12 protein-coding genes are annotated in these 13,593 nt (G+C 62.0%); 1 reads left to right on the top strand and 11 read right to left on the bottom strand.

All coding sequences use genetic code 11. The annotated features are described in order from the left end of the window. Positions 1 to 568: 568 nt before the first annotated feature. The 7 genes from BUS06_RS04580 to BUS06_RS04610 all read right to left on the bottom strand — a co-directional run bounded on the left by BUS06_RS04580 (position 569) and on the right by BUS06_RS04610 (position 8,082). Positions 569 to 1,861 carry a dienelactone hydrolase family protein gene (locus BUS06_RS04580; RefSeq protein WP_074263184.1) on the bottom strand — a complete coding sequence of 431 codons (1,293 nt, stop codon included), beginning with the start codon at positions 1,859 to 1,861 and terminating at the stop codon, positions 569 to 571. A gap of 616 nt (positions 1,862 to 2,477) precedes the next feature. Then, positions 2,478 to 2,915 carry a YchJ family protein gene (locus BUS06_RS04585; protein ID WP_174567501.1) on the bottom strand — a complete coding sequence of 146 codons (438 nt, stop codon included), beginning with the start codon at positions 2,913 to 2,915 and terminating at the stop codon, positions 2,478 to 2,480. A 5-nt stretch (positions 2,916 to 2,920) separates the two neighbouring features. Next, positions 2,921 to 3,598 carry an SDR family oxidoreductase gene (locus tag BUS06_RS04590; protein WP_074263186.1) on the bottom strand — a complete coding sequence of 226 codons (678 nt, stop codon included), beginning with the start codon at positions 3,596 to 3,598 and terminating at the stop codon, positions 2,921 to 2,923. A 120-nt stretch (positions 3,599 to 3,718) separates the two neighbouring features. Next, positions 3,719 to 4,924 (bottom strand): acetyl-CoA C-acetyltransferase, encoded by a 1,206-nt coding sequence (locus BUS06_RS04595; RefSeq protein ID WP_074263187.1) that lies wholly within the window; start codon positions 4,922 to 4,924, stop codon positions 3,719 to 3,721. Next, positions 4,917 to 5,693, bottom strand: a complete 777-nt coding sequence (can, locus tag BUS06_RS04600) for a carbonate dehydratase (RefSeq protein ID WP_074263188.1) — start codon at positions 5,691 to 5,693, stop codon at positions 4,917 to 4,919. Before can ends, BUS06_RS04595 begins: the two co-directional genes overlap by 8 nt. 83 nt (positions 5,694 to 5,776) lie before the next feature. Next, on the bottom strand, positions 5,777 to 7,660 hold the full coding sequence (gene aceK / locus BUS06_RS04605) for a bifunctional isocitrate dehydrogenase kinase/phosphatase (RefSeq protein ID WP_254368756.1): 1,884 nt from the start codon (positions 7,658 to 7,660) through the stop codon (positions 5,777 to 5,779). After that, positions 7,657 to 8,082, bottom strand: a complete 426-nt coding sequence (locus BUS06_RS04610; protein WP_074263189.1) for a MerR family transcriptional regulator — start codon at positions 8,080 to 8,082, stop codon at positions 7,657 to 7,659. The genes aceK and BUS06_RS04610 overlap by 4 nt, the downstream gene beginning before the upstream one ends. A 157-nt stretch (positions 8,083 to 8,239) precedes the next feature. Between BUS06_RS04610 and BUS06_RS04615 the strand changes: the two genes are divergently transcribed. Then, a complete protein-coding gene (locus tag BUS06_RS04615) occupies positions 8,240 to 9,313 on the top strand; it encodes an MBL fold metallo-hydrolase (protein WP_074263190.1) in 1,074 nt (357 codons plus the stop codon). A gap of 99 nt (positions 9,314 to 9,412) precedes the next feature. Here the strand turns inward: BUS06_RS04615 and BUS06_RS04620 are convergent, their stop codons facing one another. From BUS06_RS04620 to BUS06_RS04635, 4 genes are all read right to left on the bottom strand, one after another. Next, a complete protein-coding gene (locus BUS06_RS04620) occupies positions 9,413 to 11,008 on the bottom strand; it encodes an ABC transporter substrate-binding protein (protein ID WP_074263191.1) in 1,596 nt (531 codons plus the stop codon). Positions 11,009 to 11,225: 217 nt separating this feature from the next. Further along, entirely contained in the window at positions 11,226 to 11,996 is a 771-nt protein-coding gene (locus BUS06_RS04625; RefSeq protein WP_074263192.1) for an SDR family oxidoreductase, read from the bottom strand. 16 nt (positions 11,997 to 12,012) lie between these two features. Continuing rightward, entirely contained in the window at positions 12,013 to 12,651 is a 639-nt protein-coding gene (locus tag BUS06_RS04630; protein WP_074263193.1) for a thiol:disulfide interchange protein DsbA/DsbL, read from the bottom strand. A gap of 150 nt (positions 12,652 to 12,801) precedes the next feature. Next, a complete protein-coding gene (locus BUS06_RS04635; RefSeq protein WP_074263194.1) occupies positions 12,802 to 13,539 on the bottom strand; it encodes an SPOR domain-containing protein in 738 nt (245 codons plus the stop codon). Positions 13,540 to 13,593: the final 54 nt, after the last annotated feature.

The raw sequence follows: 13,593 nt of genomic DNA on the forward strand, positions 1-13,593 counted from the left end.
TGACATGAAGTCGTAGTGGTCCGCGCACGAAATCGTCCCTCGCACACTTCCCCCTGGTGACAAAGGACTCATCCATCCCGATTCCGCACCTCGTGCGTCACCGGTAGGGTTCACCAAGGTGTGCTGCTTGTGTTGGTGGTTTTCTATTAGTTTGTTATGCGAAGTATTGCTGAGAAAAATTTCAGCAGCCAATACTCAGCACCGCCTAATACTTACGCGAGGCATTCGAGCACGTATGACGGCGAGGTGTTCCCGCCACGTTTTGCAGAAGGGGTTATGCCCGTCGGCGGGCGCGTAGCGCAACGCTGGAGCAGATGAGTGCTTTGTCACTAAGGGGTGCGGTGCGAGGGCACGTTGCGTGCGCGGACCACTCTGGGATAGTTTAGGCGGTGGACACCTACAGGCTAGCGGTTAGAAGCCCGCTTTCTTTGCTTACTTTCTTTGCGGCGGCAAAGAAAGTAAGTGCCGCCCCGCACAGGGGCATCACTAATAGACCACTAAGAATGCAAGGAAAGGCCAAAGCAGCAAGACCAAGGACAAGCGCCGCGCAGGCAAACAAACCCCGCCCTCATTCCCGACTAGCCAAGGCCCTCTTATCCTCTCCCTTAACCCCACCGGAGGATGAGCCTTGGGCACTAGCTGTCTGCGAAGACCCCCCGTCACTCCAGACAACAGAATCATTCACAGCATAAAGCCGACAAGGCGCCGAACTCTGCTTCTGGCAATTAGCCACAGCAACCGACATCGGATCATCCCCACCCTCAGCCCAGGACCACGCTCCCGAGTCAGAAACAGCAAAAGCCCGGCTAGGATATTGATGCAAGAAATTCCGATACCCATTGCGCCCAGCTTCGTCGACAAACGGCACAGCGGTCACCGCATCCAGAGCCGCATACCCGCTAGCCTTAGGCGGCTCCGGATCCGCTACCCGATACTGCACGCCAGTGGGCATCCCCACCCGCGCCAGGAAGGCCTCGACTGCAGGCCACCAGACCCGCACACCATCGCGGTCGCCAACCAGCCGGTGCGCGTCGTTCTTGTATGCGCCAAAGTCCACCATCTTCGCTTCCGCGCCATGTGCCGAATACGCGGCGTACATGCTCGCGACCAGCGGCGACGACCAGATCGAATCGTTATCGCCATACAGCCACAGCGAAGGCACGTGAGTCTTCTCACCGTACGCGCTAAACGCGTGAGTCAGATTGTCCTGCCAGCCGGTACACGCGTCCTGCCGCAAACCGCCCGAGAAATTGATCAACGCCCGCACGCCCGGCGCGGCCTCGGTGCCGTAGGCGATCGTCGCGAGGCCGCCGTGCGACGTGCCCGCTACCACGATGTGCTGTGCGTCGACATACGGCTGCTTTGACATGTACCCGATCGTGGCGGCTACATCGCCTGCCTGGCCCAAACCGTTACGCTCGACGTCGCAGCCGTCCTGTTCGTACGTGCCGCCCGATTGCGCGAAGCCCTGCCGGTTAGGCGCCACCACCACGTAACCGCGGCGCACGAATTCGCGGGCGAACGGCAGCGGATCGCTACGCGATTGCTGGCGCGGGTCGCCCGGCATCTTGCCGTGGTTGAAGACGATCATCGGGAAGGGGCCCGCGCCGTCCGGCTTGTAGATCGTCGTTTCGAGCGTGATCGTGCCGGCGGCGTCCACGGGCACACGGATGATCTGCTGATTCAGGCTGACGGGGGGCAGGTAGGTATCGTCGTCGAGTGCGATGCGTGGGACTTCGGCGCGTGTGAGCGGCCCGGCAGCCTGCGAATCGGCCAGTGGATCGGCGTGTGCAAACGACACGGCACATCCCGCCCATGTACACAGCATTGCACCGACCGTCAGAAACTCTCTGCAACCCATTCGCAGTACCTGCCTTGAAGTACGTCCTTAAAACCAACATCGCCTGCGACTCTTTTCGTTTCGCTGTCGTTTGCCTTTCGGCAAGATTTGCGGCAACAAAAAGACACTCGCGTGTGTAGCGCGCCTGACGCACGCACGCGGTTCGAGATCGCACGGGATAACCCACCAGCCTGGCCGACGCGACCCCACGCGCCGATGATGAGCAACACACGATGCCACGTGAAACAACGCTCGACGCACGGAGGATCAAGGCGCCAGCGCAGTTTCCGGACATCTGTGCGGGGACGGTTTGGACCGCACCCTCGCACCATGTCGCTGCAAAACCTTCAGAGCGATCCTGGCACGACAAATTGTGTTTGTGCAATTCAGGAGAACCCGCGAGAAAAAATTCGTAGTGCTCGATACGTCGCGGGTGTGTCGAATCCCAACGCGCACAGCGCCGTTCGGGACGACCGGGCGAAATGACCGATGTGGTGGGCTTCCAACAAATTCGCGCTGCCGTTTTAAGGGGCGTATGTGAGGGCGAAATTAATGCGCGCGGGCTACGCGCGAGCGGGCCGCTTTAACGCGCTGAAATATTACGGACCCTTACTGCGCGGTGTCTGACGTGGTGGTGCTAGGTATCGCTGAGGTCGCCGTCGACATAGCGCCAGCGGCCATCGTCGCCGCGCAAGAAGCGGCTCAGTTCGTGCAAACGGTGAGCCCGTCCGCCGACCTTGTAACGTGCGACGAATTCGACTTCGGCGTGGTTGTCGTCTTGCGAAGCGAAGCGTTTGATCTGCAGACCTAGCCAGCGCGGCGCGTCGGAGGCGTCGGGATTTGCGTCGAGTTCAGCAGGGCAGGTATGCGGCGCCCACGTGGCGCGCAGATAGTCGTTCGCACCGAGCACGTATGCACTGTAGCGCGAGCGCATCAGTTCGAGCGCGTTGGGGGCGGCCTCGCCGCCGTCGATGAAGCGGCCACAGCAAAGCGCGAAGCGCGGCGGTCTGGCGCCGCTGCGCTGATCGGGCGCTGCGCCGCCGCAGGGGCAATCGGTGGGTCGTTGCGTCGTCAAGGATTTCACCAGTCGAGCGAGGTACCGTCGTATTGGAAGAATCGGCCGTTAAACGACTCGTGTGACGCCGCGGCCTGAGCGAGGACCTGGCGCATGCCGCTCACGCTGCGCTCGGGATCGATCGCCGCCTGTGCACCGCCCATATCGGTGCGTACCCAGCCTGGATGCAACGCGACGCATGCCGCGCGCCGCGTCTGCAATGAGGCGATCTTCAGCGCGTCGTTGAGCGCCGCCTTGCTCACGCGATACAGCCAGCCCGTGGTGCCACTCGCCTCGGTGATGCTGCCCATCTTGCTCGACAGCACCGCGAGGACGCCGTTGGCGTCCTCGACGAGCGGCAGCAGGATCGGAATCAGTTGCATGGGGCCGCGCACATTGGTCACCATCACTTCGTCGAAGTCCTCGGCGGTGACGGTCTCCACGCCGTCCGTACGCGGACCGTAGACGCCCGACACCAGCAATGCCGCATCGAGCCGCTCGCCATCGAGCTTCCAGCCAAGCGCAGCGATCTCGGTGGGCACGGTGATGTCGAGTGAGAACGTCTCCGCGCCGAGCGCTTCAAGTGCCTCGAGCGATGCCTCGTCGCGTGCGGTGGCAAGCACGCGCCAACCAGCCTTTTTGTACTGGTGCGCGAATTCGCGGCCGATGCCGCGTGACGCACCGACGATCAATACTGTTTTCATACGATTACCTCGAGGTACAAAACGGATCTAAAGCGGGTTCAGGGCGGACCGTATGCTGGACTGGGTGCATGCGCCGTGCCCGCTTTGGGGACGAGAAGGACACAGCGCACCCGCAACGCCTTACACCAGTTCAATCCCCATCGCGGTTGCCTCACCCCCGCCGATGCACAGCGTCGCGACACCGCGCTTCAGGCCGCGGTGCTTCAACGCACCGATCAGGGTGACCAGGATCCGCGCACCCGACGCGCCGATCGGATGGCCCAGCGCGCAGGCGCCGCCGTTCACGTTGACCTTCTCGTGCGGCAGACGGTGTTCTTTCATCGCGGCCATCGTCACAACGGCGAACGCTTCGTTCACCTCGTACAGGTCCACTTCGTTCGCACTCCAACCGTTCTTCTCGAACAGTTTGCGGATCGCGCCCACCGGCGCGGTGGTGAACTTCGCCGGTTCCTGAGCGAAGGTCGAATGACCGACCACACGCGCGAGCGGCGTGACACCCAGCCGCTTCGCTGTCGATTCACGCATCATCACCAACGCTGCAGCGCCATCCGAGATAGAAGACGAGTTCGCGGCCGTCACCGTTCCGGTCTTGCTGAACGCAGGCTTGAGCGTCGCGATTTTCTCGAGGTTCGCCTTGAACGGCTGCTCGTCGCGTTCGATCGTCACGTCGCCCTTGCGGCTCTCCACCTTCACGGGCGCGATTTCCCATGCAAACGAACCGTCTTCGTTGGCTCGCTTCGCGCGCTTGAGCGACTCCACGGCGAAGGCATCTTGCGCCTCACGCGTGAAGTCGAATGACGTCGCGCATTCCTCGGCGAAGGTGCCCATCAGGCGGCCCTTTTCGTAGGCGTCTTCGAGACCGTCGTAGAACATATGGTCGATCACCTGGCCGTGGCCCATGCGCATGCCGCCACGCGCCTTCGGCAGCAGGTAAGGCGCGTTGGTCATGCTTTCCATGCCGCCCGCGACGATCACATCCACCGAGCCCGCGGCCAGCATGTCGTGCGCGAACATGGCCGCGCGCATGCCGGAGCCGCACATCTTGTTCACCGTCGTGCTGCCGGTGGAGAGCGGTAAACCCGCGCCGAGCGCTGCCTGACGAGCGGGCGCCTGGCCGAGACCGGCAGGCAGCACGCAGCCCATCACCACTTCGTCGACCTGTCCCGGCTCCAGACCTGCGCGCTTGACGGCCGCTTCGATCGCGATCGCGCCAAGTTGCGGCGCGGTCAGCGTCGCGAAGTCGCCCTGGAACGCCGCCATCGGCGTACGGGCGACGGAAACGATCACAATCGGATCGGCCTGGTTGTCACGCTTTGTCTCACTCATGTTTTAGCTCCTTGATCACACCTTCGACGACGGCCGGCACCTCGCCGAGCCTGGCCGCGTCGGACGCGACCACGTCGTTGTCTGCCCGATGCGCGCCGCTCGCCGATACAGCCGCGACGCACTTCGAATACGTTTCATCGAGCTCATCCGGCGCGCCGATCATCATGCCGAGATTGCGCACCTTGCCGTCGTGCACGCCATAGGCCCAGCCGTGCACGGTGAGTTCCTGGCCGCGCGCCCAGGCGTCGTTGACGATGGTCGTGCGGCATACATTGACGACCTGTTCGATCGTGTTCAGCTCCACGAGACGCCGGTGACGCGCTTCGCCCATTGGCCATTCTTCGAGCAGCGTCGCGTGTTTGGTGCGCACATCCTGCACGTGATGCAGCCAGTTGTCAGCCAGACCGACACGCCGGCCGTGCAGTGCGGCGCCCACGCCCGAGCAGCCGTAGTGGCCCACCACCATGATGTGCTTGACCTTCAGCAGATCGACCGCGAACTGGATCACGGAGAGGCAGTTCAGATCGGTGTGCACGACGACGTTCGCAATGTTTCTATGGACGAACACTTCGCCCGGCGGCAGGCCGATGATCTGGTTGGCCGGCACGCGCGAATCCGAGCAGCCGATCCACAGGTATTCAGGCGTCTGCTGGTGGGCAAGGCGCGAGAAATACTCGGGGTCCTCGGCGAGTTGGCGGGCTACCCACTTGTCGTTGTTGTCGAACAGGTGAGAGAGCGGGTTGGGCAGAGAAGAAGCGTTTGCGTTCATGGTGAGTCGAGTCGGTTGTTGGACCGATGGACCGGTCGGTGTCGTTGCAGGAGGGGCGGGCGTAGAACGGGGTCCATGTTCGTTCACGCCGCGCGAGCGGCAGATTCGCGCGTTGCCGTTGTGTCGTTTGTGTTGTTTGCGTCGCTTGAGCCGCTTGAGTCGTTTGCACCGGCAGCTTTCTGCACGCCGGTTCCGGGAGCGAAACGCTCCGGATAGCGGATGCAGAAGCGCACACTGCTGTCGTAGGGAAAGAAGTCGGGCAGTTCGCCTTTCAGTAAGTGATCCTTATGTCGTTGCCACAGCGCCGGATCGAAGAAGTCTGCGTGATGCTGCATGAAAGCGCGGCGCACGCGTGGGTCGCCGAGCAGGAAGGTACCGTAGGTTTCGGGAAAAATGTCATGCGAGCCAACCGCGTACCACGGCTCGCCGGACATCTCGTCTTCCTCGTTGCGCGGCGGCGGCACCGCGCGCACATTGCAATCGGTCAGGTATTCGATCTCGTCGTAGTCGTAGAACACGACGCGGCCATGACGTGTCACGCCGAAGTTCTTGTACAGCATGTCGCCGGGGAAGATGTTCGCCTGCATCAGCTCCTTCACCGCGTCACCGTATTCGCGGATGCCGTGATCGACGTCCTCGTCGCTGCCATTTTGCAGATAGAGGTTCAACGGCATCATGCGGCGCTCGATGTACAGATGGCGGATCACGAGGTTGTCGCCCTCGTATTCGAGCATCGACGGCACTTCCTTTTCGAGTTCGTGCAACAGCGCTTCGTCGAGGCGCGAGACAGGCAGCGCCACGCTCGAATACTCCAGCGTATCGGCCATACGTCCTAAACGGTCGTGTCGTTTGACGAGCTGATATTTGCCCTGAATCTGTTCGCGCGAAGTTTCCTTGGGCGGCGGGAAATTGTCCTTGATCAGCTTGAACACATAGGGAAACGAGGGCAGCGTGAACACCAGCATCACCATCCCTTTGATGCCGGGCGCGATGATGAACTGATCGCTCGAATGCGACAGGTGATGCAGCAGGTCGCGATAGAACAGATTCTTGCCCTGCTTCTGCAAGCCGAGCGAGGTATAGATTTCCGCCTTGGGCTTGCCCGGCATGACGGTGCCGAGAAACTCCACGTACGCGGACGGCACTTCCATATCCACCAGAAAATATGAGTGCGAGAAGCTGAAGATGATCAGCAACTGGTCGCGCTTGAGCAGCACGGTGTCGAGCGCGAGCAGACCGGGCTTTACGTGACGCAGCGGCACGGCGAATGGGAGCAGCGCGTCACCGTTGATGATGCGCCCCACGATATACGCCGACTTGTTGCGATAGAACAGCGACGACAGCACATGAATCTGGAAATTGGCGGCTTCGTCGAAGGTGCCGAACGCGCCGTGAATGGACTGCATCACGCAGCCGACATCGCGCTGCAGATCCTCAAATGGGGGTTCCAGCTGGAAGTTGGTGACGACGCGCTCGAGCGTTGCAGCGAGACCGTCCTTACCAGGGTAATACGCGCGATAGGTCGGTTTGGCCGCGGGTTCGTCGTTCTCGATGTATTCGGTCGAGATGGCGGGCCGCACAAAAATAAAGTCATTGTTGAAATACGAGCGATGCAGAATCTTGCAGCACACCGAATTGAAAAACGTTTCTGCGCACTCGGGCTGATGATGCGTGGTCAAGAGGCCGATGTAGTGCAGCTTGATCTGCTGCCACACCTCGTCGTCGATATTTTCGGCATCGTATTCGTCTTCGAGCAGTTTGACGCATTCCGCGACCCGTTCGTCATACGAAGTAATCCGTTCCCGCGCAAGGCGTTGCAGGCCATGCCAGTCACCGGCTTCGAACAGGGCCTTCGCGTGAATTGCGGCCTCGCGGAAGACGCGGTAGTGGCGATCGAACCCTTCGAGCATCGTCTGCGCAAGATCGAAGCCAATCTGTGACGACAGCAGTTTGGGAAAGTGATTCATGTCGAGCGGGCGTCCGACACCAACCCTTGCGGCTCGCGTTCGCCGCTTTCAAGCAGCGCGCGCGCCTGGGCTTCGTATTGCGCGAGGTCTTCGAGCGTCGCGTTCAGGTCTTCGAGCTGGCGCTCCAGCACTTCGCGATGCCGTGTCACCGTGGCGAGAAACGCGTGCAATTGCGGAGCCGTGTCGGTCGGCGATTCGTACAGATCGAGCAGATCGCGGATTTCCGACAACGTAAAGCCGAGCCGCTTGCCCCGCAACGTGAGTTTCAGACGAGTCCGGTCGCGGCCCGAGTAGACGCGCCGCAGTCCACTCGACCCTTCACGGCTTGGTGAGAGTAAACCCTGGTCTTCGTAGAAGCGGATCGCTCGCGGGGTGACGTCGAATTCACGCGCGAGCTCGGTGATGGTGTATTGCGTGTTCATGGGACGCCCCGTGGCCGGGCAGAAAAACCGATTGGACGATAGAATCGACGTTTACGTTATCGTCAACTTGAGTAAAGCGCAACCAGGGCGCGCGGCGACGAAGTGGCGGCTATTGCCGCGACTCCGACCGCTTGACCGATGGAAATAGACCCCCACAATGAATGCTCTCGAACACCAGCTCGACTACCCGTTCAACGACACCTTGCCGGACGCCGGCCACGCATTCGAAGTGACGCCTGGCGTGTTCTGGCTGCGTATGCCGCTGCCGTTTGCGCTGGACCACATCAACCTGTGGTTGCTGCGCGATGAGATCGATGGTCAGAAGGGCTGGACGGTGATCGATTGCGGCATCACCTCGGACACGATCAAGGCAAACTGGGAGCAGGTGTTCGACACGGTGCTCGAAGGCCTGCCGGTGCTGCGTGTGATCGTCACGCATTGCCATCCGGATCACATCGGTCTTGCGCACTGGATCTGTAAGGGCGGCGACAAGCAGCGCTGGGACGTGCGTCTGTGGATGACGCTTGGCGAATACATGCAGGCGCGCGTGATGGCGTCAGGCGACGGCTCGAACGCGGGTGGCGCCGGCGCAGCGCGCCACTTCGCACTGCATGGGCTCACCGACGAGGCCTCACTCGACAAACTGCGCAATCGCACGAGCTACTACTCGAACCTCGTTCCGGCGATACCGGGCCAGTATCGGCGCGTGCGTGAAGGACAGGGTATCGATATTGGCGGCAAGACGTGGCGCGTCGTGACCGGCTTTGGTCACTCGCCGGAACACTGCGCGCTGCATAACGAAGCGGACGGCGTGCTGATTTCGGGTGACATGGTATTGCCGCGTATCTCTACCAACGTTTCGGTGTTCGACATGGAGCCGGAAGGTACGCCGCTCGCGCTATATCTGGAATCGCTCGGCCGCTACGAGACGATGGCTGAGGATACGCTCGTGCTGCCGTCGCACGGCAAGCCGTTTCGCGGCGTGCGAACCCGTATCAGGCAACTGCGCGAACATCACGATGCCCGGCTCGCCGAAGTGCGCGAGGCCTGCGCGCAGAGGCCGCAAAGCGCCGCGGATATCGTGCCGTTGATGTTCAAGCGGCAGCTCGATATCCATCAGATGACGTTCGCCATGGGCGAGGCGCTCGCGCATTTGCATCTGCTGTGGCTTGCGGGCGAGTTGAAGCGCACGCACGACGCGGACGGCGTGATCCGGTTCTCGCCGCTCTAGACTCTTTGCTGGTCTGGTCCACGAAAAGAGAAAGGCCCGGTGCAACGCAACCGGGCCTTGTTGTTTGTGCTGGCAGCTTTTCGGCTCGGCGCAGCAGCCTTACTGCACGACCACTGTCGTAAAGTTTTGCCGCCCAAACGGACTCACGTGATACCCGCTCACATCGGTCCGTGTGATAGCCGCAGCCGTCGGATACCCAAGCGGAATCCACAGCGCCTGATCGTGGATGAGCTGCTGCGCAGCTTCATATGCCTTCGCGCGTTTGGCCTGATCCGGCGTGGCCTTCGCATCGGCGATCAGCTTGTCGAGATCGGCGTCGCAAAAGCGCGCGAAGTTGATGCCCGACTTCACCGCGTTGCAGCTAAACAGCGGCGACAGGAAGTTGTCCGGGTCGCCGTTGTCGCCGGCCCAACCCATAAACAGCGTGTCGTGCTGGCCCTGCTTGGCTTCCTTGATCAACTCGCCCCACTCGATCACCTTGACGTCCGCTTTCACGCCGATCTTCGCGAAGTCGGCCTGCAGCAGTTCGGCGCCGGCCTTCGGATTCGGATTGAGCACGCTGCCCGTCGGCCGCACCCAGATGGTGGTCGAGAAGCCGTTCGGAAAGCCTGCCTCGGCGAGGAGGTTCTTCGCCTTCACCGGGTCGTACGGCCACGCCTTGACTGATTTGTTGTAGCTCCAGGTGTTCGGCGGATACGGATTCACAGCCGGCGTCGCCGTGTTGTCGAACACGGTCTTCAGATACGTCGTGCGGTCGAACGCCATGTTCAGCGCGGCGCGAACCTTCTGGTTGTCGAGCGGCTTCTTGTCCGTATTCAGCGCGACGAACGCCGTCATGAACGCGGGCGTCTGCACGATCGCGAGCGACTTGTCGGTCTTCGCGTCAGCCACGTCCTGCGGCTTCGGCGAGAGCGCGATCTGGCATTCGCCGGTCTTGACCTTCTGCGCCCGCACCGTAGCGTCCGGCGTGATCGCGTAGATCAGACGGTCGACCTTCGGCTTGGGACCCCAGTACGTCGGATTCACGTCATAGCGAATCACGGCGTCCTTCGTGTAGCTCTTCAGCACGAACGGCCCGGTGCCAATCGGTTTGGCATTCAGGTCGACCTGCTTGCCCGCCTTCAACAACTGATCGGCGTATTCGGCGGAGTAGATCGAGGCGAAGCCCATCGTCAGGATCGAGACGAACGTGGCGTCCGGCTGGTTCAGCTCGAACTTCACCGTGTTGTCGTCGACCTTCGCGACCGATTTGATCAGCTTCGGCAGCCCCATCGATTGCGCGTGCGGGAAACCGCTCGCCCCCGTCACCTTGTGCCAGGGGTTGCTGTCGTCGAGCATGCGGCTGAAGGTGAACACGACGTCGTCGGCATTCAGCGCATGGGTGGGCTTGAAGTAGTCAGTGGTCTGGAACTGCACGTTGGGGCGCAGATGGAACGTATAGGTGAGGCCATCGGCGCTCACGTCCCAGCTCTGCGCCAGCGCGGGCACTACCTTCTTCGCGGCTTCGTCGTAGGCGACCAGCGAGTTGAAAATCACGTCGGCTGACGCATTGGTGGTCACCAGCGAATTGAACTGGACGACATCGAAACCGTCGGGGCTCGCTTCGGTGCAGACGGTCAGCGGTTTGGCCAGCGCGAGCGCGGGCGCCGTGACGAGTAGAGCGGCGATTACGGCGACGGGCAATTTAATGCGCATAGGATCTCCCATAACAAGCGCGGCCGGGCACGCGGCCTGCGCGGACCACCGACTTCATTGTGATACGTTTCCGGCGCTGGCGCAGGTCGTGCCTGCGCGAAACCGCCAGCGCGCAAGCTTATCGAACGGTGGTTGTGCCGACAACAACCGAATCGGCATATCCATATGGACGCAGCGCCGCGGCTTTGAACACTTTCGCGCTCACGGCCTGCCTACCCTATTCGGCGGCGCGCGGCTTGCGCGGGGCCCGTTCGAAGGCGCGGTCGTAGATCCAGCGTGGCAGCACGTGCAACAGCATGGCCACGACGCGCATCTGCCACGGGAAAATCGCGAAGCGCGTGTTACGCGCAACTGCGTTGGCGACCTTCGCGGCAAAGCGGTCGGCGTCCATCAGAAACGGCATGCGATACGGATTGTGCGCGGTCATCGGCGTGCGGATGTAGCCGGGAGCGATCGTGACCACGTTGACGCCCTTGGGCCGCATCTCGACGCGCAGCGCCTCGAGATACCTGAACGCGGCGGCCTTGGAGGCGCTATAAGCGCCCGAACCGGGCAAGCCGCGCACGCCGGCCACACTCGCCACGCCGACCAGCGAGCCCTTGCCTGCCGCCATCATGGCGGCCGCGAACGGCTCGAAGGTGGCGACCATGCCGAAGTAGTTGACGTCCATGACCTCGCGGAACGCGCGCAGGTCGCCATGTCCGGTGAGCGCGCCGCGGCTGACGCCGGCATTGGCGATCACGATGTCGGGGCAGCCGTACTGCGCGATGAACTGCGCAGCGGCGGCCGCGAGCGCATCGGCGTCGCGCACGTCGGCGGGGTAAATCGAGATGGGATGATCCGGATGGGACTGCTGGAAGCTGGCGAGGGCGTCACCGCGACGGGCAACCAGCCCGAGAATCGCGCCGCGCCGCGCGTATTCGGCGGCGAGCGCGAGGCCGATGCCACTGGAAGCGCCGGTGATAAAAACCTTGAGAGTCGTACTCATACCGGCGCCTCAGGCTTTACATCTTCTTTGCGCGGACCTGTGCGACGAGATAATCGAGGACCTGGAGCGTGCCCGGCAGGCTGTTGGTCGCAGCCGGGCCGGTTTCATACTTGCCCTGTACGGCCAGCGTCGGCACACCGTCGATCTTGTAGTCGTCCAGCATCTTCTTGTCGCGCTGGATCTCGCTTTGCGTCGAGAACGAGTTGTACGCGTCCATGTACTTCTTCGGATCCACGCCGTTCTTGGCAAGGAATTTCTGCTGGTCTTCCGGCGTCAGCAGATAGTCCTTGTTGACGTGGATTTCGTTGAAGACCACCGGCGTGAGCTTTTCTGCAAGACCTAGCGCGTCGAGCGCGTGGTACATCTTCGAATGGGGGATGAAGTCGTCGCGGAAGGCCACCGGCACACGTTTGAACACGACGTCGGGGCCTTGCTTCTTGATCCACGTTTCGAGGTACGGGTTGAATTCGTTGCAGTGCGGGCAGCCGTACCAGAAGAATTCGGTGACTTCGATCTTGCCGGCCGGCACGTCCACCGGCTGCGCCTGCGGCAGCACGGTGTAGTCCTTACCGGCGACCGGAGCACCAGGAGACGCCTCTACGGCCGCACTGACGAGGCCGATAGAGAGAAAGAGAATGCTCAGCAGTTTTTTCATGTCTTGTTGACCCAATTAGGCGGAGTAACGATGCGACGGCGGTGCGGTGACCGTCCAGGCCGCTCCGTTATGAGGTTTTGGCGGCAGGCCTCTAAGGTGCTTGAGACTCGCGCCGCACGCTGAGGTTCAGCGGCGGCGCATGACGGAACATTACTGCTTGGTAAAGCGGATCACGGCGGTATCGACTCCGGCGTCGGACAGACGCTGGCGGGCCGAATTCATGTCCTCGAACTTCGAGAACGGTCCAATGCGCACGCGGTAGTACGTGACTCCGCCGGCATCGCGCTGCGTGACCTTCGATTCGAAGCCCTGGAAGGCGAGGCGGGCACGCTGCTGCTCCGCATCCGCCGACGTCTTGTACGCGCCAACCTGCAGGAAATAGCCGCTGTTCGCATCGGCTGCGTTCGAGGCCGGCGCGGCCGCCGTGCTGGGCGGAGCGCTAGTGGCCTGCTGAGGTTTCTTCACGGTACCGGAGGCGGCCTGATCCTGTGCGGGCTGCGGCGCAACCGCGACGCCGTTGTTCGCTGCCGGGCTGCTGGCCGGCGGCACTTCGACGATTTGCGGTTCCTGCAACATGCCGCCCGGCGGATTCACGCCATTGGTCTGGCCCGGCGCGGTGTTCGGCGGCGCCGGCTGGTTAGCCTGCGGCACCGGCTGGCCTGGCGTTTTGCCTTGCAGCGGACGGTTCGGATCGTATTGCGCATCGCTCGCGCTGGTGTCGGAAGCCGCAGGCGGGGCAACCTTGGCGACGAATGGCGTAGGCGCCCGGGTGATATATAGCGCCACCACTACCGCGATTGCCAGGCCGACAATCAGGCCCAGTACGATGCCGAGAAATGTGCCCCCGGTTTGTTTCGACTGCTTTGTTGTGCGGCGTGGTTTTGCCATCGTCTAAATCACCTGCAAAAAGAATCCTGGAACGGTCGTCGATTATAACGACGG

It is taken from the genome of Paraburkholderia phenazinium, assembly GCF_900141745.1.
GTDB lineage: Bacteria > Pseudomonadota > Gammaproteobacteria > Burkholderiales > Burkholderiaceae > Paraburkholderia > Paraburkholderia phenazinium_B.

Bases quoted from the DNA above. Each gene is read 5' to 3' on its own strand.
- BUS06_RS04620 (WP_074263191.1), bottom strand. From the start codon at position 11,008: ATGCGCATTAAATTGCCCGTCGCCGTAATCGCCGCTCTACTCGTCACG.
- BUS06_RS04615 (WP_074263190.1), top strand. From the start codon at position 8,240: ATGAATGCTCTCGAACACCAGCTCGACTACCCGTTCAACGACACCTTG.
- BUS06_RS04635 (WP_074263194.1), bottom strand. From the start codon at position 13,539: ATGGCAAAACCACGCCGCACAACAAAGCAGTCGAAACAAACCGGGGGC.
- BUS06_RS04610 (WP_074263189.1), bottom strand. From the start codon at position 8,082: ATGAACACGCAATACACCATCACCGAGCTCGCGCGTGAATTCGACGTC.
- BUS06_RS04625 (WP_074263192.1), bottom strand. From the start codon at position 11,996: ATGAGTACGACTCTCAAGGTTTTTATCACCGGCGCTTCCAGTGGCATC.
- BUS06_RS04580 (WP_074263184.1), bottom strand. From the start codon at position 1,861: ATGGGTTGCAGAGAGTTTCTGACGGTCGGTGCAATGCTGTGTACATGG.
- BUS06_RS04630 (WP_074263193.1), bottom strand. From the start codon at position 12,651: ATGAAAAAACTGCTGAGCATTCTCTTTCTCTCTATCGGCCTCGTCAGT.
- BUS06_RS04590 (WP_074263186.1), bottom strand. From the start codon at position 3,598: ATGAAAACAGTATTGATCGTCGGTGCGTCACGCGGCATCGGCCGCGAA.
- BUS06_RS04595 (WP_074263187.1), bottom strand. From the start codon at position 4,924: ATGAGTGAGACAAAGCGTGACAACCAGGCCGATCCGATTGTGATCGTT.
- aceK (WP_254368756.1), bottom strand. From the start codon at position 7,660: ATGAATCACTTTCCCAAACTGCTGTCGTCACAGATTGGCTTCGATCTT.
- can (WP_074263188.1), bottom strand. From the start codon at position 5,693: ATGAACGCAAACGCTTCTTCTCTGCCCAACCCGCTCTCTCACCTGTTC.